This window comes from Paraburkholderia sp. MPAMCS5, from assembly GCF_036016995.1.
Lineage (GTDB): Bacteria > Pseudomonadota > Gammaproteobacteria > Burkholderiales > Burkholderiaceae > Paraburkholderia.
Genome location: NZ_JAYXBK010000003.1, coordinates 385,428 through 405,323, shown reverse-complemented (window position 1 = coordinate 405,323; position 19,896 = coordinate 385,428). Strand labels below are relative to the sequence as shown.

Here is a 19,896-nt window from a genome sequence, read left to right as displayed (position 1 = left end):
CGCCGTCTGCAACGACCAACCGGTCTTTCTTTAACCTAATTCCTGAATGCTTCGTCCACCGATGAATCTGCTGAAACGTTACGCTGCGCCCGTTGTCTGTGCGATGACCGTCCTCGCTCTCGCGGCTTGCTCATCCACGAAAGACGAGCGCCGCGTGCCGACGCCGCTCACCGAATTCAAACCCGTGCTGGACGTACAGCAAGCCTGGAAGACGAGCGTAGGGAAGGCAGGTCGTTATCTGTTCTCGCCGGTTGCTGTCGGCGACGCCGTGTACGCGGCAGGCGCGAACGGCTCGGTTGCGAAGATCGACGCGCAAACCGGTAAGGACATCTGGCGAATCAAGCTGCACGACGACATCTCCGCGGGTGTCGGCAGCGACGGCACGCTCACGGCCGTCGGCGGCCTGAAGGGCGACGTCTACGTGCTCGGCGCCGATGGCAAGCAATTGTGGACGGCCAAGGCGCCGGGCGAGATTATCTCGCCGCCGCTGGTCGGCAACGGCCTGGTGGTCGTGCGTACGGTCGACGGCCAGATCGTCGCCTTCAACGCGCAAACCGGCGAGCAGAAGTGGAACTACCGCAACCGCGCGGTGCCGCTGAATCTGCGTGTGTCGTCGGGCATGACGTTCGCGGGCGACGCCGCTGTGCTGGCCGGTTTTCCGGGCGGCGGGTTCGCCGCGATCAATCTGCAAAGCGGTGAGAATTACTGGCAAACGCCCGTGTCGTATCCGAAGGGCGTGACGGAAGTCGAGCGCATCAACGACGTGACGGGGCCGCCCACGCTGGTCGGTTCGGAAACCTGCGCGGTGACGTTCCAAGGCCAGATTGGCTGCTTCGACGCGAACTCGGGCCGCGCGTTGTGGGAAAAAGCGTTTTCGAGCGCGAGCGGTCTCGCGCAAGACGACCGTGCGGTCGTGGCCGCCGACGACTGGTCGGTCGTGTCCGCGTTCGACGTGACGAGCGGCGCGCAGCTCTGGAAAAACGACCAGCTCAAGAATCGCGAACTTGGCGTGCCGTTCATTCTCGGCCGCGCTGCGGTGCTGGGCGACTATCAGGGCTACGTGCACTTTCTGTCGCGCGAGGACGGCACGCTCGTCGCACGCGTGAAGACCGACGGCAGCGCAATTTCCGCGGCGCCTGTGCTGGCGGGCGAGACGCTCGTCGTGCAAACGCGTGACGGCGACCTGTACGGTTATCGTCCGCGCTAAGCGCGCAAAGGCAGTCGAGCGTGCAGGCCGGCTTTGCCGGCCGCGCGTTTTTGTAAGGCAGGCATAGTGCGGCGTCCGTTTCAAAAGCCAGCGTGATGCCGCAACGAAGCACAGTCAGTAAAAGAATTCGCCGGACTGGCTGGTCCGGCAAGTCGGACAAAAACGGCCGATTGGCCACCATATGACCGACCCGCAGCCAGGGTGGCGGCTCAAGGCGCCATCTTCGGCGGCATCGCAAGACGCGTTATGCGCCTCGCGAGCGAGCTGCCCGCAGGAAGGACTTGACCTCGCAGCCGGATGGCGCTGCGCATACAGCCAAACCCCCGTCCGCCCCGGCGCGCATATGGACAGCGCATCCGGGGCTGGCCGAATTCGTGATAATTTTCGTCAAACGCTGCCGTGTCGCGGCGCAATGGCGTCGCTTCGCGGACGGTCGATTCCGATCCGCGTTTCACCGTGAACAACATCTGATGAAACCCGTTATTGCCCTCGTCGGGCGCCCCAATGTGGGGAAATCCACGCTGTTCAATCGTCTCACGCGCTCGCGTGACGCTCTGGTTGCCGATTTGCCCGGCCTCACCCGCGACCGCCATTACGGCGAGGGGCGCACCGGCGAGCGTCCGTATCTGGTGGTGGACACCGGCGGTTTCGAGCCCGTCGCGAAAGACGGCATCCTGCACGAGATGGCGCGCCAGACGCGTCAGGCCGTGGAGGAATCGGACATCGTCGTGTTTATCGTCGACGGCCGCAACGGCCTCGCGCCGCAAGACAAGTCGATTGCCGACTATCTGCGCAAGACCGGCCGGCCGATTTTCCTCGTCGTCAACAAGGCCGAGGGGATGAAGTACAGCACCGTCGCCGCCGACTTCTACGAACTCGGCCTCGGCGACCCGCGCGCGATCTCCGCCGCGCACGGCGACGGCGTGACGGAAATGATCAACGAGGCGCTCGGCGTTGCGTACGCGGGCCAGCCCGAAGAAAGCGACGAGAACAAGGAAGCGCGCGGCGTGAAGATCGCGATCGTCGGCCGCCCGAACGTCGGCAAGTCGACGCTGATCAACGCGCTCGTCGGCGAAGAGCGCGTGATCGCCTTCGACATGCCGGGCACCACGCGCGATTCGATCTACGTCGACTTCGAGCGCCAGGGCAAGCCCTACACGCTGATCGATACGGCCGGCTTGCGCCGTCGCGGCAAGGTGTTCGAAGCGATCGAGAAATTTTCGGTGGTGAAAACGCTGCAGTCGATTTCGGACGCCAACGTCGTGATTCTGTTGCTCGACGCGCGCCAGGACATCTCGGAGCAGGACGCGCACATCGCCGGTTTCGTGGTGGAGCAGGGCCGCGCGCTGGTGGTCGGCGTGAACAAGTGGGACGGGCTCGATTCGCATGTGCGGGAGCGCACCAAAGCGGACCTCGAACGCAAACTAAAATTTCTCGACTTCGCCAAGTTCCATTTCATTTCCGCTGCGGAAAAGACGGGAATCGGCCCGCTGATGCGCTCGGTCGACGACGCCTACTCGGCGGCCATGTCGAAGCTGCCCACGCCGAAGCTGACGCGTGCGCTGATCGATGCCGTGGAGTTCCAGCAGCCGCGTCGCCGCGGTCCGGTGCGGCCGAAGTTGCGCTACGCGCACCAGGGCGGACAGAATCCGCCGATCATCGTGATTCACGGCAACGCGCTCGACGCGATCACCGATACGTACAAACGCTACCTCGAAAACCGCTTCCGGGAAACTTTCAAGCTGACCGGGACTCCATTGCGAATAGAGTTCAGATCGTCGACGAACCCTTACGCGGACAAAGGCTGAAACCCGCGTGTGCGTTGGGTTTCGCCGCCTCGGCAGGGGCCCCGCGCAAAAACGAAAATCGGCTATAGTGTAGCGGTTGACGGTAGATATCTTTTTCTTCTGTCGTCAATTCAGTCAACCTGCAAAAAAATACGGAGTTTGCTATGAGCAACAAAGGGCAATTGTTACAAGACCCGTTTTTAAACGCACTGCGTAAAGAGCATGTGCCGGTGTCGATCTACCTGGTCAACGGCATCAAGCTTCAAGGGAACATCGAATCGTTCGACCAGTACGTCGTGTTGCTCAGGAATACGGTCACCCAGATGGTCTACAAGCACGCAATCTCGACTGTCGTGCCAGCCCGTCCGGTGAATTTCCACCCGGATTCCGAACAGTCCTAACCCCCGTCGCGGCCGGCATAGCGTCGCCCGTTGGCGATCAATCCCGGCCGCTTCATTTTGATACCCTCCAATTTGATCAATGCAGCGCTTGTCGGCATCGACTTCGGTAAGATCGATTTCGAAGCCAGTCTCGAAGAACTCAGCTTGCTCGCGCAAAGCGCGGGCGCGAATCCCCTAGTCACCCTCACCGGGCGCCGGGCCAGCCCCGACGCGAAAATGTTCGTCGGCAGCGGCAAAGCCGACGAGCTGCGTCTCGCGTGTGAGGCGAACGACATTGAACTCGTCATCTTCAACCATGCGCTCGCGCCCGCGCAGCAGCGCAATCTGGAGCAAGCGCTTAATCGGCGCGTGGTTGACCGTACGAGTCTCATCCTCGATATTTTTGCGCAACGCGCTCGCAGCCACGAAGGCAAGCTGCAGGTGGAGCTGGCGCAATTGCAATATCTGTCGACGCGGCTGATCCGCGCGTGGACTCACCTTGAGCGGCAAAAAGGCGGTATCGGCTTGCGCGGTCCTGGTGAGACGCAGCTCGAAACAGACCGCCGGCTGATCGGCGAGCGCATCAAGGCGCTCAAATCGCGGCTCGAAAAGCTGCGCCGCCAGCACGGCACGCAGCGCCGCCAGCGCGCGCGCAATCAGACCATGTCGGTGTCGCTCGTCGGCTATACGAACGCGGGCAAGTCCACGCTGTTCAATGCGCTGACGAAAGCGCAGGCGTATGCCGCCGACCAGCTGTTCGCGACGCTCGACACGACCTCGCGGCGCGTCTATCTCGGCGACGAAGCGGGGCAGGTGGTGGTGTCCGACACAGTCGGTTTCATCCGCGAGCTGCCTCACCAGCTGGTTGCGGCGTTTCGCGCCACGCTCGAGGAAACCATTCACGCCGATCTGCTGCTGCATGTGGTCGATGCGTCGAGCGCGGTGCGTCTCGATCAGATCGATCAGGTGAACGAGGTGTTGCACGCGATCGGCGCGGACACGATCCGTCAGGTGCTCGTGTTCAACAAGATCGACGCGGTGCCGGAACTGGCCGCCCGTGGCGAAGCGGTCGAGCGGGATGAGTATGGTAATATTTCGCGCGTCTTTTTGAGCGCGCGCACGGGGCAGGGGCTAGATACATTGCGCGCAGCCATCGCTGAAATCGCTACAGCCGAACCTCTTCCCGACATGCTGCCGGACTCCCCGGAAGAAGACCGGCCGGCAGCGCCACGCGACGACCGCAAGGTTCCAGAACTCGGGCACTGACCCGTTCCAATTGCACTGACCCGCTGTCTACTCTGGTGAACGAACACAGGTGAACGATTACAACGAGCGGAGTATCTGGGTGCGCATGCGTACCATGCTTTCACTGAACGATCCGCGCTGGGGCCGTGGCGACGGCAATGGCGAGCGCCAGCGTCCGGGCGAACCCAGGCGTCCGCCGGCCAAGGACGGTGAAGGGCCGCCCGATCTCGACGAGATGTGGCGGGATTTCAACCGCCGTTTGAGCCGGATGTTCGGCCGCAAGGGCGGCGGTGCCGGCGGGGGCCGCCCGGATAATGGCCGTGGCGCGCGCATCGGCGTGGGCATCGTGATCGGCGTGCTGATCGCCATTTATCTCGGCAGCGGCGTGTTTGTCGTGCAGGACGGCCAGGCGGCCGTCGTCATGCAGTTCGGCCAGTATCGCTATACGGCGGGCCAGGGCGTGCACTGGCGTCTGCCCTATCCGTTCCAGGCGCATGAGCTTGTCAATATCGGTCAGGTTCGTCAGGTGGAAATCGGCCGCAACAACGTGGTACGTCTTGCGAACGTGAAAGACGCCTCCATGCTGACGCACGACGCGGACATCGTCGACGTGCGCTTTGCGGTGCAATACCAGGTTCGCAAGCCGACCGATTATCTCTTTCGCAGTGTCGATCCCGATCAGAGTGTGATGCAGGCCGCGCAGGCGGCGGTGCGCGGCATCGTCGGCGCGCGCGGCACCAGCGAGATTCTTGATCAGGATCGCGAAGCAATTCGTCTGCAGCTCATCGCGGCGATCCAGAAATCGCTCGACGACGACCAGTCTGGCCTCGCTGTGACCAACGTAACGATCCAGGGCGTGCAGGCACCCGACCAGGTGCAGGCGGCATTCGAAGACGCCGCCAAGGTCCGTCAGGAAAACGAGCGTGCGAAGCGCGACGCGCAGGCGTATGCGGCCGATCTGCTGCCGCGCGCGCAAGCCGACGTCGCGCGCCAGATCGACGACGCGAAATCCTACAGCGACAAAACAGTGGCGCAGGCGCAAGGCGACGCGGACCGTTTCAAGGAGGTCTACGCGCAATACTCGAAGGCGCCCGCTGTGATTCGCCAGCGCATGTACCTGGAAACCATGCAGCAAATCTATTCGAATACGACCAAGGTGTTTGTGGACAACAAGGGCGGCAATAACGTGCTGTACCTGCCGCTCGACAAACTGGTCGAGCAGACCCGTCAGCGCGTCGCGGATGCAGCCGCGGCTGCATCGAATGCGGCATCCGGCGCGGCCGCTTCGAGCGCTCCGCAAACCTCGAATGCGGGCGCGCCGTCCGTCGGCGGATCGTCGGCGGCGGTGCCGGGCGTCGCCGCATCCGCGCCTGCCGCGGCCTCCGTCTCCGCAGCCAGCCGCGCGGCCGCCGCCAGCGACTCGCTGCGTTCACGCGACTCCTTCCGCAGCCGTATGCGCGAAGACGACGTTCAATAAGGAGCGCACATCATGAACAGGATCATTGCGCTCGTCATCGCGGTTGTCATCGTGCTGTTTGCCGCTTCGTCGATGGTGTTCGTCGTCGATCAGCGTCATATGGCGGTGTTGTCCTCGCACGGCAACGCGTCGCCGGCGCTGCTCGGCCCCGGCCTGCACGTGAAGCTGCCGCCGCCGATGCAGACGGTCACGCTGATCGATAACCGCGTCCAGTCGCTCGACGCGCCAGACGAAGACCGCTACGTCACGTCCGACAAGAAGGATCTGCTTGCGAATCCGGTCATCAAGTATCGTGTGACCGATCCGCTGAAACTGCTGGCGCAGACAAAGGGCGACGTGGCGAGTCTGCCGGACCGCCTCGCGCTCGTTGCACGCGGCGCGCTCGGCGACGCGTTCGGCAAGTACACCCTCGCCGAGGCGCTCGCCAAACAGCAAGCCCTCGCCGACGAAGCGCGCGGCGCGATGGACAAGACTACGGCTTCGCTGGGCGTGTCGGTGGTGGATGTGCAATTGACGCGCGTGGATTTCCCCGCAGCGATGGCGGACTCGGTTTACAAGCGGATGATCGCCGAACGCGAGGAAGCCGCGGCGGACGTGCGCGCGAAGGGCGCTGCCGAAGCCGACAAGATCAAGGCGGACGCCGTCGATCAGCAGCAGGCGATTCTCGCGGACGGCTATCGCCAGGCGCAAGCGATCAAGGGCGAGGGCGACGCGAAGGCCGCGGAAATTGCCGCGCAGGCCTACGGCAGCGACCCGGAGTTCTATCAGTTTTATCAGAGCATGCAGGCGTACAGGAACACCTTCAAGCCGGGCGACGTGATCGTGGTCGACCCGAGCAGCGAGTTCTTCCGCTTCATGCGTAGCCCGACCGGCGGCCCCGCCCCGGACGCTTCCGCGGCCTCGCGCAAACACTAACAACCCGGAACGCTGCGGCACTCGCATCGCGGCCCCTTCTTTCGCATGGATATAGTCGGCTCGTTACTGCTCGCGATCGCGTTGATGCTGATTATCGAGGGGATGTTTCCGTTCGTTTTTCCGAGCGCCTGGCGCGACACCTTCCGTAGAATAGCGGAACGGCCCGCGCACCAGATTCGTGTCGGCGGCTTGATCGTGATGCTGCTCGGACTGATTCTGCTGTATTTCGTGACCTGACGAAGCGGGCTGCAACGGAACCTGTCGAGGTTCGCTGAGCCCGCGCTATCGCGAAGCCGCCAACGTCTTCGCCCGCGCGGGAAAAGCGCTGGAAAGGCGCCCGATTCGAGCCTTCGCCCGCCATTCACACTCATTTGCCGGCGCGCCCAGCCGCCGTGTTCAACGCCGTAGGACTGTATCGATGTCGACCTGGTTACTTCCCGAGAATATTGCCGACGTGCTGCCGTCGGAGGCACGCAAGATCGAAGAATTGCGGCGCCATTTGCTGGACCGTTTCCGTTCGTACGGCTACGAGATGGTCATGCCGCCGCTGCTCGAATATATCGAGTCCCTGCTCACGGGCGGCGGGCAGGACCTGAATCTGCGCACGTTCAAGCTCGTCGATCAGTTGTCGGGGCGCACGCTCGGTCTGCGCGCCGATATCACGCCGCAGGTCGCGCGTATCGATGCGCATCTGCTGAATCGCCAGGGCGTCACGCGCCTGTGCTACGCCGGGAACGTCGCGCACACGCGGCCACGCGGCCTGCACGCCACGCGCGAACAGATCCAGATCGGCGCGGAAATTTATGGCCATGCGGGTCTCGAAGCCGACCTGGAAATCCAGCAGTTGATGCTCGACGCGCTGCGTCTCGCGGGTCTCGGCAAAGTGCGGCTGGATCTGTGTCACGCCGGTGTGCTCGCTGCGTTGATCGACGCCGAACCGGCGGCCGCCGAACTCGGGCAATCGCTTTACGACGCGCTGGCGGGCAAGGACGTGCCGCGCCTCATCGAACTGACCGCGAATCTGACGGCCGTCACGCGCGATGCGTTGCGCTCGCTGCCCGCGCTTTACGGCGACGCGGCGGTGCTCGAGGAAGCGCGCGCGCGCTTGCCGAACGCGCCGGCTATCGCGCGCGCGCTCGACGATCTCGCGTTTCTCGCAAGCCAGGTGGCCGGCGCCGAAGTGATGATCGACCTCGCCGATTTGCGCGGTTACGCATACCACAGCGGCGTGATGTTCTCCGCGTATGTGGACGGCGTGCCGAACGCGGTCGCGCGCGGCGGCCGCTACGACCATGTCGGCCAGGCGTACGGCCGCGCACGCGCGGCAACGGGCTTTTCGCTCGATCTGCGCGAAGTGGCGCGCATCTCGCCGGTCGAGGCGCGCAGCAGCGCGATCCTCGCGCCATGGCAGCACGACGACGCGCTGCGCGTGAGCGTCGCCGCATTGCGCGATGCAGGCGAAGTGGTGATCCAGGCGCTGCCTGGCCACGAACACGATCTGGATGAATTCGCATTCGACCGCGTGTTGGTCGAGCGCAACGGCGCATGGACCGTCGAACCGCGCTCGTGAGCGCGTTCCGATAGTGCCGCCCGGAAGTTTTCCGGGCAAAACAGAGGGCGTCGCACATGCCGTGCATGCGTCGCCGGACATGGCGCGGCCAACCATCGCCGGTCGCCGCGCTTCTTTCGCCATACCCACCATAACGTGCATACCGTTGAGCGGAAACGGAAAAATTCCAGAAGCTTCCGCGAACCTAGGTAGAATACGTTTTTAACCAGCTTACGAAACAACATGTCTGCCAGCGCAGTGAATGTGAACCCCGGGCGTAACGTCGTCGTCGTGGGGACCCAGTGGGGTGATGAAGGCAAGGGCAAGATCGTCGACTGGCTGACGGACCACGCTCAAGGCGTCGTTCGCTTCCAGGGCGGTCACAATGCCGGTCACACGCTTATCATCGGCGGCAAGAAAACCATCTTGCGTCTGATTCCGTCGGGCATCATGCATCCCGGCGTCGCGTGCTACATCGGCAATGGCGTCGTGTTGTCGCCGGAAGCGCTGTTCAAGGAAATCGGCGAACTCGAAGCCGCCGGCGTCGACGTTCAGAATCGCCTCTTCATTTCCGAAGCCACCACGCTGATCCTGCCGTATCACATTGCCATCGACCAGGGCCGCGAAGCGCGCCGTGGCGCGAGCAAGATCGGCACGACCGGCCGCGGCATCGGCCCGGCCTATGAAGACAAGGTGGCGCGTCGCGGCTTGCGCGTGCAGGACCTGTTCGATCCGGCCACGTTCGCCGAACGTCTGCGCGAAAACCTCGACTATCACAACTTCGTGTTGACGCAGTACCTCGGCGCCGCCGCTGTCGACTTCCAGCAAACGCTCGACACGATGCTGGGCTACGCAGACCGTCTGAAGCCGATGGTGACCGACGTGTCGCGCCGTCTGTACGACGCGAACGCCGCAGGCAGCAATCTGCTGTTCGAAGGCGCACAAGGCACGTTGCTCGACATCGACCACGGCACCTATCCGTTCGTCACGTCGAGCAATTGCGTGGCGGGCGCGGCAACGGCGGGCGCGGGCGTGGGTCCGCAAAAGCTGAACTACATTCTCGGCATTACCAAGGCGTATTGCACGCGCGTCGGTTCGGGCCCGTTCCCGAGCGAGCTGTACGACGCGGACAACGCCGCGCGCCAGGAAGCCATCGGCCTCGAACTCGCCACCGTCGGCAAGGAATTCGGCTCGGTCACCGGCCGTCCGCGCCGCACCGGTTGGCTCGACGTCGCCGCGCTGCGCCGCTCGATTCAGATCAACGGCGTGTCGGGCCTGTGCATGACGAAGCTCGACGTGCTCGACGGCCTCGACGAAGTCAAGCTGTGCGTCGGCTACACGGTCGACGGCGCGAACGTCGATCTGCTGCCGCGCGGCGCGTCGGAAGTCGCGCGTTGCGAGCCGGTGTACGAAACCTTCGCGGGCTGGAAGGAAAGCACCGTCGGCATCAAGGAATGGGACAAGCTGCCGGCGAACGCGCGTGCGTATCTGTCGCGCGTACAGGAAGTGGCGGGCATTCCGATCGACATGGTGTCGACCGGTCCGGATCGCGACGAGACCATCCTTCTTCGTCATCCGTTCAAGGTTTAAGCAATGGTTCAAGGTGTACCCATGATTGCGATGAAAGATCCGCGCAACGACGACAAGAACTTGTGGGTCGGCTGGGACGAATATCACCGGCTGATCGAACTGCTGGCCATGGCGGTGCATGAGTCGGGCTGGAAGTTCGACAAGATCCTGTGTCTCGCGCGCGGCGGCTTGCGCGTGGGCGACCAGCTATCGCGCATTTACGATCTGCCGCTGGCTATTCTCGCCACCAGTTCGTATCGCGAAGCGGCCGGCACGGAGCAGGGTGAACTCGACATCGCGCAATACATCACGATGACGCGCGGCGAGTTGCATGGCAACGTGCTGTTGGTCGACGACCTTGTCGATTCAGGCGTGACGCTCGCGCGTGTTCAGCAGCATCTGAAGGAGCGCTATCCGGCCATCACGGCGGTGCGTTCGGCGGTGCTCTGGTACAAAGGCTGTTCGAAGGTGAAGCCCGATTATCACGTGCAGTTTTTGCCCACGAATCCGTGGATTCATCAGCCATTCGAGGAATGGGACACGGTTCGTCCGCACAACCTCGGCGCGTGGATCAAGCGCGGCGTGGCGCAAGCGCAGGAGTCCTCGGAAAAGTGATGAACATGGGCGCGAATGCAGCGCTCATGCAGAGCACTTACGCTGTGCATACAAAGCGGAGCCCATTGGGCTCCGTTTTTTTTATGTGTCGTCATCGGCATCGACAATCAGGGTCTGCGCGCCACGTCGCGGTTCGCTTCACGACTCGCCGGGCGCATCGGTTCACGCAGCAGACGCGCACATATCGCAGTGCTACACTGCGCGGACCTTCCACGTGGTGTATCCACAACAAGCCGGGCGGCGCCGGGCAGGCGGTTTAGAATAACGGTCGCTTTTTCCGCCCAGGAAACGGATTTCCTCGCGTTTATGACAGATAACAATCACGTGCACAAACAGCCACTGCCTTCTCTCGCTATCGCGGCGATTGGCGTGGTGTTCGGCGACATCGGCACGAGCCCGCTGTACTCGCTGAAAGAAGCGTTTAGTCCGTCTCATGGCATCCCATTGACCGAGCAATCCATTCTGGGCGTGATCTCGCTGCTGTTCTGGGCGATCGTGATCGTGGTCGGCATCAAGTACGTGCTGTTTGTGATGCGCGCGGACAATAACGGCGAGGGCGGTGTGCTCGCGCTCATGGCGCTGGCGCTGCGCTCGCTCGACGAAAAATCGAAAGGGGCCGGCTTGCTGATGATGCTCGGCATCTTCGGCGCCTGCATGTTCTACGGCGACGCGGTGATCACGCCCGCCATCTCGGTGATCTCCGCGGTCGAGGGTCTGGAGATCGCCGCGCCGCATCTGTCTCACCTGGTGTTGCCGCTCACTATCGTCATCCTCGTGCTGCTGTTCTGGATTCAGCGGCACGGCACGGCGACGGTCGGCCGCCTGTTCGGCCCGATCATGCTGCTGTGGTTCGTCGTGCTCGCCGCGCTCGGACTCTGGCACATCATGCAATCGCCGACTGTGATCCGCGCGCTTAACCCGTATTACGCATACACCTTCATGGCCGCGCACGTGCTGCAAGCGTACGTCGTGCTCGGCTCGGTGGTGCTGGTGCTGACGGGTGCCGAGGCGCTCTACGCGGACATGGGCCATTTCGGCGCGAAGCCGATCCGCATGGGCTGGTACTTCGTGGTCATGCCGTCGCTAGTGCTCAACTATTTCGGCCAGGGCGCGTTGCTGATGCACGACGCGAAGGCGATCGAAAATCCCTTCTTTCTGCTCGCGCCGCAGTGGGCCTTGCTGCCGCTGATCGTGCTGTCGACGGTCGCCACCGTGATCGCTTCGCAGGCGGTAATCTCGGGCGCGTATTCGTTGACGAGCCAGGCAATTCAACTCGGCTACGTGCCGCGCATGAAGATCCTCCACACGTCCGAACTGGCGATCGGCCAGATCTATGTGCCGGTGGTGAACTGGATGCTGCTTTTCATCATTCTGTGCATTGTGATCGCGTTCAAGAGTTCGGACAATCTCGCGGCCGCGTACGGCATCGCAGTGACGGCGACCATGGTCATCACCACGATTCTGGCTTGTGTCGTGATGGTGAAGGTGTGGAACTGGAACAAGATCCTTGTCGCGCTGATCATCGGTGTGTTCATGACAGTCGACATGGGCTTCTTCGGCGCGAACCTGCTGAAGGTGGAAGAGGGCGGCTGGCTGCCGCTCGGTATCGGCGCGTTGCTGTTCTTCCTGCTGATGACATGGTTCAAGGGCAGAATGATCGTCAAGGAACGCACGGCCGCCGACGGTATTCCGCTCATGCCGTTCCTGCAAGGGCTGCTCGCACATCCGCCGCATCGCGTTTCGGGCACCGCGATTTACCTGACGGGCAGCGATTCGCTGGTGCCGGTCAGCCTTCTGCATAATCTCAAGCACAACAAGGTGCTGCATGAGCGCACCATTTTCCTGACCTTCGTGACGCGCGATATTCCGTATGTGAAAGACTCGGAGCGCGTGAGCGTGAAGAACATCGACGGCGGTCTGTATGTCGTCAAGGCGGCCTACGGGTTCAACGAAACACCGGACGTGAAGGCCGTGCTCACGGAAATCGGCCGGACGCACGACATGACGTTCGAGTTGATGGACACGTCGTTCTTCCTCGCGCGCGAAACGGTGGTGCCGACGCAATTGCCGGGCATGTCCGTGTGGCGTGAACGCGTGTTCGCGTGGATGCATCAGAACGCCGCGAAGCCGACCGACTTCTTCAGCATTCCGGCCAATCGGGTGGTGGAGTTGGGGACGAAGATCGAGATTTGACCGTAGGCTCGCCAAGGTTCGCGGGCATCGCGAACGCAGCCGCCGTCAGAAGCAAAAAACCCACGCGAATGCGTGGGTTTTTTATTGGCTGCCGGGCGTGATAAGAGCCCGGCTCCTTACTTCTGCTTCAGCTTCGCGAACGCAGCGGCCATTGCGCCGCCCGGTTCCGGCTCGCGCGCGCGTTGCGGTGCGCCTCGGCCATTGCCGCCTGAACGGCCGAAGTTGCCGCGATCCTGCTGCGCGCCACCGCTGCCGCTGCGCGTTGCGGCCGCGCCGAATTCGTCGTCGAGGCGCATGGTCAGCGCGATGCGCTGGCGCTTCACGTCGACTTCGAGCACCTTCACTTTGACGATCTGTCCGGCCTTCACGACTTCGTGCGGGTCCTTGATGAATTTCGTCGACATGGCCGACACGTGCACGAGACCGTCCTGATGCACGCCCACGTCGATGAACGCGCCAAACGCGGCCACGTTCGTCACCACGCCTTCGAGCACCATGCCAGGCGTGAGGTCGCTGACCTTCTCGACGCCTTCGCGAAACGTTGCCGTCTTGAACTCGGGGCGCGGATCGCGGCCCGGCTTTTCCAGTTCGAGCAGGATGTCGCGCACGGTCGGCAGACCGAAGCGTTCATCGACGAATTCCGTCGGCGACAGGCCGCGCAGCGCGTCGCGATTGCCGAGCACCTCGCCGACATGCTTGCTGATTTTCGCGAGCATCCGCTCGACGACCGGATACGCTTCCGGGTGCACCGACGAGCGATCGAGCGGATTCTCACCATTGTTGATGCGCAGAAAACCCGCAGCTTGCTCGAAGGTTTTGTCGCCGAGGCGCGGCACCTTGCGCAAATGCTCGCGCGAAGGGAATGGGCCGTTCGCGTCGCGATAGTCGACGATATTGCGCGCCAGCGTGGCGTTCAATCCGGACACGCGCGCGAGCAGCGCGACCGAGGCTGTGTTCGCGTCCACGCCGACGGCGTTCACGCAGTCTTCGACCACGGCGTCGAGCGAGCGCGCCAGTTCGCGCTGGTTCACGTCGTGCTGATACTGGCCGACGCCGATCGCTTTCGGCTCGATCTTGACGAGTTCGGCGAGCGGGTCTTGCAGGCGCCGCGCGATGGACACCGCGCCGCGCAGCGACACGTCCATGTCCGGAAACTCCTTCGCCGCGAGTTCGGACGCCGAGTACACCGACGCGCCGGCTTCCGACACAACGATCTTCTGCAACTTGAATTCCGGATGACGCGCGATCAGTTCGCTCGCGAGCTTGTCCGTTTCGCGCGACGCCGTGCCGTTGCCGATGCTGATCAACTCGGCTTGCGTCTGCGCGCAGATGCGCGCGAGTTTCGCGATCGAGCCATCCCAGTCGCGGCGCGGCTCGTGCGGGTAGATGGTGTCGGTCGCTAGCACCTTGCCCGTGCGGTCGACCACCGCCACCTTCACGCCGGTGCGCAGGCCGGGATCGAGGCCGATCACGGCCTTCGGACCAGCCGGCGCGGCCAGCAGCAGATCTTTCAGATTGCGCGCGAAGACGCGAATTGCTTCGTGTTCGGCTTCGTCGCGCAGGTTTGTGAGCAGTTCGTTTTCGAGGTGCGGCTGCACCTTCACGCGCCAGCACCAGCGGCACACGTCGGAAAGCCACTTGTCGGCCGGACGGTTCTGGTTCGCAATGCCGAAGTGACGCGCGATCAGCGCTTCGCCCGGATGCGGCACCTGCGCGTCGAGTTCTTCGCCGAGTCCCAGCTTGATCATCAGCACGCCGGCATTGCGGCCGCGGAACAGCGCGAGCGCGCGATGCGACGGCACCGTGCGGATGGTTTCCGCGTAGTCGTAGTAGTCGCGGAATTTTTCTTCTTCAGCGGTCTCTTTGCCCTCGACCACTTTCGACGACACCACGCCCTGATTGAACAGGTAATCGCGCAGCTTGCCGAGCAGATCCGCGGTTTCGCCGAACTGTTCGCAGAGAATGTCGCGCGCGCCGTCGAGCGCGGCCTTCACGTCGGCCACGCCTTTCTCGGCGTCGACGTAGGCGGCGGCTTCGGTTTGCGGGTCGAGCAGCGGATTGCCGAGCAGCGCGTCGGCGAGCGGCTGGAGGCCGGCTTCGCGGGCGATCTGCGCGCGCGTGCGGCGCTTCGGCTTGTACGGCAGATACAGGTCTTCCAGCACCTGCTTGCTGTCGGCGCCTTCGATCGCGCTGCGCAACTCGTCGGTGAGCTTGCCCTGTTCGTCGATGCTCGCGATGATCGCCGCGCGCCGGTCTTCCAGCTCGCGCAGATACAGCAGGCGTTCCTCGAGATTGCGCAGTTGCGTGTCGTCGAGATTGTCGGTCACTTCCTTACGGTAGCGGGCGATGAACGGAACAGTCGCTCCTTCGTCGAGGAGTTGCACCGCGGCCGCGACCTGGCGCGGCTGGACGGACAGTTCGGCGGCGATGCGCTGTACGATCTTGAGTGCTACGGTTTCCGTCATAAGCTCTTGGGTTTCCTGCGGACTCGGTCAAAGGCCGTGCGCCGGCGGCGCCGGTGGCGCCGGGCAGGCAGTGCATGCGCGCTGCGGCCAGGTGGCTGGAGCGGGGCATTTTGCCATAAATGCCAAAGGGCTCAACCGCCGGGGTGATAGAATTTCGGGCATGTTCCGTTGACCCTCTATGACGTTGCCAATCACGTTGCCAATCTCCTTTTTGTTCAACCGCCAGGGCTCGCACCCGGTCTCCCGCTTGCTCCATTTGCCGCCGTTCGCCGTGCGCTGGCCGTTCGCATCGCGCGGGGCGGCGCCGCATCGCGCCGAGGGGTTGGCGACTGCCTGTGCGTCCGCTTCCGTGTCTGTTTCCGCTTCTGCTCTGGCTTCTGCTTCTGTTTCCGGCCGCATGTTCCTGATGTCCTGCGCGGCGTGTGTGACGGCCGCGGCGCTCGCGTTGTCCGCGCCGGCTTCGGCGCAGTCCGTCGCGCCTGCGGGTTTGGGTGCGCGCTCGGGTGCGGCCTCGTCGGTTGGAGCAAATGCCGCTGCGGACTCGGCAACCCGCGCCGCGGCCGATGGCACGGACAGTGAGGCTTCGGCGGAACGCGAGTTCGACGCGCGCCAGAAAGTGCTGGATCAGCGCACCGACGACAACAACTATCGCTATGGCGTTGCCGAGCATAATTGCTACAGCAAGTTTTTCGTCAACCATTGCCTCGACAAGGCGCGCGATCAGATGCGCACCGTGCAGGCGCAAATTCGCAAGGAACAGCTCGCGCTCGACGGCGAGGAGCGCGTGCAGCGCGCCCGCAAGCGTGACGAAGACGCGGCGCTCAAGCGCGCGCAGGACGAAGCAGGCGCCCCGCAGCGCGCCGCCGACGACGCGCGCAATGCCCAGGCTTACGACGAGAAACAGCGCCAGCACCAGCTCGACCAGGCGCAACGCGAAGCCGAGGCGCCGCAGCGCAACGCCAATGCACAGGCGTACGAGGAAAAGCAGCGTCAGCACGCAATCGACGAGGCGCAGCGCGGCATCAGCCCGCCCAAGGCCGCGGCGAATCAGCGGGCCTACGATCAGAAGCAAGGCGACTTCCAGCGCAAGCTCGACGAAGCTCGCCAGCAGGGTGCGCAAAAGGCGCAGGAGCGCGTCGAGAAGCAGCAGAGCTTCGAGAGGAAACAGGCCGACGCCGCCCAGCATAAAGCCGACGTGCAAACACGTCAGAAGCAGGCCGCCGAGAAAGCCGAGCAGAAACGTCAGGACGATCTGAAGCAGCAGCAACTGGAAGAACAGCAGAAGCAGCAACAGCAACAGCAACAACAGCAGCAATGAGTAGAGCGCGGCGGCCCGTCTGGGCCGGGCGCCGCGCGGTTGTAGTATCCGACGTACAGCCAGTGATAGAAGCGGTTTTGCACGCAGTTTGTAGACAGTCGCCGTAACGCGTTTTAAGCCGGACAGCAACCTCAGGCAAGGGCTGAACATGCCGACGCAGCCCGCGCCGCAGACGAGCGGAGGCGAGCATGCGCGATCAACATCACGTCATCAACGCGGACACACTTCGCGACCGTATTCTGCAACTGGAATCGGAGCACAGTGGGCTCGACCGTTTGATCGACCGAATGTCGGATGAGCCCGGCATCGACGACTTCGAGTTGCAGCGCCTGAAAAAGCGCAAACTCAAAGTCAAGGACACCATCATCTTGCTGCAATTGCAGCTCGAACCGGACGCGCGCGCCTGAGTTCGCGGCCTGGCAGGCGCCGGGCGCGCGCCGCGCGAGCCGGATTTTGCAGGAAACGCTTGCCTTGAATTCACCGCTTGAAACTTCACGCCGCGCCACGACCGCCGACGCGGACCGGGAAACCGGCGCGCCCGTGCCGCGTGCCGCCGCGTCCGCGCTTTCCGCATCGCTCAATCCACGCCGTGCCGCCGAACTCAACGAGATCTTCGCCGACAACGGCCTGTTGGCCCGGCAGATCGACGGCTATCGCTCGCGCGCGTCGCAGATCGAAATGTCGCGCGCCGTCGCGGCCGCCATGGAGGCGTCGGGCCGCGCCATGCCCGAGCCCGCGATGTTCGAGGCACAGAAGCGTCCCGCGCGGCGTCTGCAATCCGCCGCGACCGACGCCGCAGCCGAACACCCTGAGGCCGATGAGGCGCAAACCGTCGACGGCGGCGAGAACACGCTGATCGTCGAAGCGGGCACGGGCACCGGCAAGACCTACGCGTACCTCGTGCCGGCCATGTTGTGGGGCGGCAAGGTGATCGTCTCCACGGGCACGAAGCATCTGCAGGATCAGCTCTTTCAGCGCGATATTCCGACCGTGCGCGACGCGCTGGCCGTGCCCGTGTCGGTGGCCATGCTGAAGGGGCGCGCGAACTATCTGTGCCACTACTATTTGCAGCGCACGGCGGATAACGGCCGCTTGCCGTCGCGCCAGGAAACCTCGTATCTGCAGGACATCGTGCGCTTCGCGAAAATCACGCGCACCGGCGACAAGGCCGAACTCGCGAGCGTGCCGGAAACGGCGGCGGTGTGGTCGATGGTTACGTCGACGCGCGACAATTGTCTTGGCCAGGAGTGTCCGCATTACAAGGACTGCTTCGTGATGCAGGCGCGCCGCGAAGCGCAGCAGGCCGACATCGTGGTGGTCAATCACCACCTCTTTTTCGCCGACATCATGTTGCGCGATACCGGCATGGCCGAGCTGCTGCCCACGGCCAACACGGTTATTTTCGACGAAGCGCATCAACTGCCCGAAACCGCCACGCTGTTCTTCGGCGAGACGCTGTCCACCGCGCAGTTTCTCGAACTCGCGCGCGATTCCGTCGCCGAGGGTCTGGGTCATGCACGCGACGCGCTCGATTGGGTCAAGCTCGGCTCCACGCTCGAGCGCGCCGCGCGCGACGTGCGGCTTGCGTTCAAGGAAGACTCGGTGCGCCTGTCGATCGGACAGTTGCCGGACGATCATCCGTTGTTCCCCGCGCTCGAAACGCTCGAAACCGAACTCGATGCGCTCGCGTCCGCGCTCGCGGGTCAGGCAGAACGCGCCGAGTCGATCGGCGCATGTCTGCGGCGCGCGCGCGAGTTGCAAGGCGTGCTCGCCGGCTGGACCACGCCGCCCACCGAAACCGAGCGTGCCACGGCAGATGCCGGTGCGAGCGGCTCGGCCGACAGCAAAAGCGAGCGAGCCGATCCGAACGAGAAAGTGCGCTGGATTGAAGTCTTCGCGCATACCGTGCAGTTGCACGAAACGCCGCTCTCGGTCGCGCCGATCTTCGCGAAGCAGCGCGCCGGCGTGCCGCGCGCGTGGATTTTCACATCGGCCACGTTATCGGTGCGCGGCGACTTCACGCACTACGCCGCGCAAATGGGCCTGAACGCAAAACGTTCGATGACCTTGCCCAGTCCGTTCGACTATCCGGCGCAAGGACTTCTGTATGTGCCTCGCAATTTGCCGCAGCCGTCGTCGCCGATGTTCACCGACGCGGTATTCGACGCGGCGTTGCCGGCAATCGAAGCGTCGGGCGGCGGCGTATTCATGTTGTGCACGACGCTGCGCGCGGTGGACCGCATCTCGGCGAAATTGCGCGACGTCATCGAGGCGCGCGGCTGGAACTATCCGCTCCTCGTTCAGGGCGACGCCAGCCGCACGGAATTGCTCGATCGCTTTCGCGCGTATGGCAACGCGATTCTGGTCGGCAGTCAGAGTTTCTGGGAAGGTGTCGATGTTCGCGGCGACGCGCTCTCGCTCGTGGTCATCGACAAGCTTCCGTTCGCACCGCCTGACGATCCTGTTCTGTCAGCGCGACTCGATGCGCTTACGAAGAAAGGTCTGAGCCCGTTCGCGGTTCATCAGTTGCCGCAGGCTGTCATTACGCTCAAGCAGGGCGCAGGCCGCCTGATTCGCGCTGAGACCGATCGCGGCGTTCTGATGATCTGCGACACGCGTCTCGTGGACAAACCTTATGGCCGCCGCATCTGGCAGAGCTTGCCGCCGTTCAAGCGCACACGCGAGATCGAGGTTGTGCGCGAGTTCTTCGAGGAGGGCGCAGGGCCCGCTCACCAGCTCGATTGAATATCGGGATGCCGTTGTAAAAACGGCGCGCAAATAACAAAACGCCACGAATGTGAATTCGTGGCGTTTTGTTTGCCGCTCGGGAAATCGTGATGATTTCCCGATGCGGTTTTCGCCCGAAGGCGAACCCTATGCGACAGCTTACTGGCTTGCGCCCGAAGCCGGAGCAGCAGCCGAAGCAGCAGCGCCTGCGTCCGAAGCAGCGGTCGTAGCCGAAGCAGCAGCGTCGCTCGCAGCAGCAGCCGCACCCGAAGCAGCAGCAGCCGAATCCGAAGCTGCGGCAGCCGGTGCCGAAGCGGCAGCTGCGTCGCTAGCCGGGGCAGCGGCTTGGTCGTTGCTCTTGTTGCATGCAGCCAGTGCCACAGCTGCCAACAGGGATGCTACGAGGAGGGATTTCTTCATGATCACGTCCTTTTATGGTTAAAGGTAAG

General features: G+C 63.5%; 16 protein-coding genes. 14 read left to right on the top strand and 2 right to left on the bottom strand.

What is annotated here, in order from left to right; genetic code table 11:
• The first annotated feature begins 61 nt into the window (after positions 1 to 61).
• The 11 genes from bamB to VOM14_RS09300 all read left to right on the top strand — a co-directional run bounded on the left by bamB (position 62) and on the right by VOM14_RS09300 (position 12,937).
• Entirely contained in the window at positions 62 to 1,207 is a 1,146-nt protein-coding gene (bamB, locus tag VOM14_RS09350; RefSeq protein ID WP_327628420.1) for an outer membrane protein assembly factor BamB, read from the top strand.
• 470 nt (positions 1,208 to 1,677) lie between these two features.
• A complete protein-coding gene (der, locus tag VOM14_RS09345; protein ID WP_327628419.1) occupies positions 1,678 to 3,015 on the top strand; it encodes a ribosome biogenesis GTPase Der in 1,338 nt (445 codons plus the stop codon).
• Positions 3,016 to 3,158: 143 nt separating this feature from the next.
• On the top strand, positions 3,159 to 3,395 hold the full coding sequence (hfq, locus tag VOM14_RS09340; RefSeq protein WP_006051315.1) for an RNA chaperone Hfq: 237 nt from the start codon (positions 3,159 to 3,161) through the stop codon (positions 3,393 to 3,395).
• Positions 3,396 to 3,452: 57 nt separating this feature from the next.
• Complete coding sequence (gene hflX, locus VOM14_RS09335) at positions 3,453 to 4,640, top strand: GTPase HflX (RefSeq protein ID WP_327628418.1); 1,188 nt, start codon at positions 3,453 to 3,455, stop codon at positions 4,638 to 4,640.
• A 49-nt stretch (positions 4,641 to 4,689) separates the two neighbouring features.
• Positions 4,690 to 6,096 (top strand): FtsH protease activity modulator HflK, encoded by a 1,407-nt coding sequence (gene hflK, locus VOM14_RS09330; protein ID WP_327628417.1) that lies wholly within the window; start codon positions 4,690 to 4,692, stop codon positions 6,094 to 6,096.
• Positions 6,097 to 6,108: 12 nt separating this feature from the next.
• Positions 6,109 to 7,011, top strand: a complete 903-nt coding sequence (gene hflC, locus VOM14_RS09325; RefSeq protein WP_327628416.1) for a protease modulator HflC — start codon at positions 6,109 to 6,111, stop codon at positions 7,009 to 7,011.
• 45 nt (positions 7,012 to 7,056) lie between these two features.
• A complete protein-coding gene (locus tag VOM14_RS09320; RefSeq protein ID WP_027213391.1) occupies positions 7,057 to 7,248 on the top strand; it encodes a DUF2065 domain-containing protein in 192 nt (63 codons plus the stop codon).
• 181 nt (positions 7,249 to 7,429) lie between these two features.
• On the top strand, positions 7,430 to 8,581 hold the full coding sequence (locus VOM14_RS09315; RefSeq protein WP_327628415.1) for an ATP phosphoribosyltransferase regulatory subunit: 1,152 nt from the start codon (positions 7,430 to 7,432) through the stop codon (positions 8,579 to 8,581).
• 222 nt (positions 8,582 to 8,803) lie between these two features.
• On the top strand, positions 8,804 to 10,150 hold the full coding sequence (locus VOM14_RS09310) for an adenylosuccinate synthase (protein ID WP_327628414.1): 1,347 nt from the start codon (positions 8,804 to 8,806) through the stop codon (positions 10,148 to 10,150).
• 3 nt (positions 10,151 to 10,153) lie between these two features.
• Complete coding sequence (locus VOM14_RS09305; protein WP_327628413.1) at positions 10,154 to 10,744, top strand: phosphoribosyltransferase; 591 nt, start codon at positions 10,154 to 10,156, stop codon at positions 10,742 to 10,744.
• Positions 10,745 to 11,050: 306 nt separating this feature from the next.
• Positions 11,051 to 12,937, top strand: coding sequence for a potassium transporter Kup (locus VOM14_RS09300; protein ID WP_327628412.1), 1,887 nt, complete (start codon positions 11,051 to 11,053; stop codon positions 12,935 to 12,937).
• 116 nt (positions 12,938 to 13,053) lie between these two features.
• On the opposite strand, the gene VOM14_RS09295 is transcribed toward VOM14_RS09300, so the two are convergent.
• A complete protein-coding gene (locus VOM14_RS09295) occupies positions 13,054 to 15,402 on the bottom strand; it encodes a Tex family protein (RefSeq protein WP_327628411.1) in 2,349 nt (782 codons plus the stop codon).
• A 397-nt stretch (positions 15,403 to 15,799) separates the two neighbouring features.
• Between VOM14_RS09295 and VOM14_RS09290 the strand changes: the two genes are divergently transcribed.
• The 3 genes from VOM14_RS09290 to VOM14_RS09280 all read left to right on the top strand — a co-directional run bounded on the left by VOM14_RS09290 (position 15,800) and on the right by VOM14_RS09280 (position 19,465).
• Positions 15,800 to 16,720 carry a hypothetical protein gene (locus tag VOM14_RS09290; protein WP_327628410.1) on the top strand — a complete coding sequence of 307 codons (921 nt, stop codon included), beginning with the start codon at positions 15,800 to 15,802 and terminating at the stop codon, positions 16,718 to 16,720.
• A 188-nt stretch (positions 16,721 to 16,908) separates the two neighbouring features.
• The gene (locus VOM14_RS09285; protein ID WP_007181361.1) at positions 16,909 to 17,127 is read left to right on the top strand and encodes a DUF465 domain-containing protein; all 219 of its coding nucleotides are present in this window, start codon (positions 16,909 to 16,911) and stop codon (positions 17,125 to 17,127) included.
• Positions 17,128 to 17,191: 64 nt separating this feature from the next.
• Positions 17,192 to 19,465, top strand: a complete 2,274-nt coding sequence (locus tag VOM14_RS09280; RefSeq protein WP_327628409.1) for an ATP-dependent DNA helicase — start codon at positions 17,192 to 17,194, stop codon at positions 19,463 to 19,465.
• A 141-nt stretch (positions 19,466 to 19,606) separates the two neighbouring features.
• Here VOM14_RS09280 and VOM14_RS09275 read toward each other — a convergent pair whose 3' ends face one another.
• Positions 19,607 to 19,867 (bottom strand): hypothetical protein, encoded by a 261-nt coding sequence (locus VOM14_RS09275; protein WP_093633513.1) that lies wholly within the window; start codon positions 19,865 to 19,867, stop codon positions 19,607 to 19,609.
• Positions 19,868 to 19,896 lie beyond the last annotated feature (29 nt).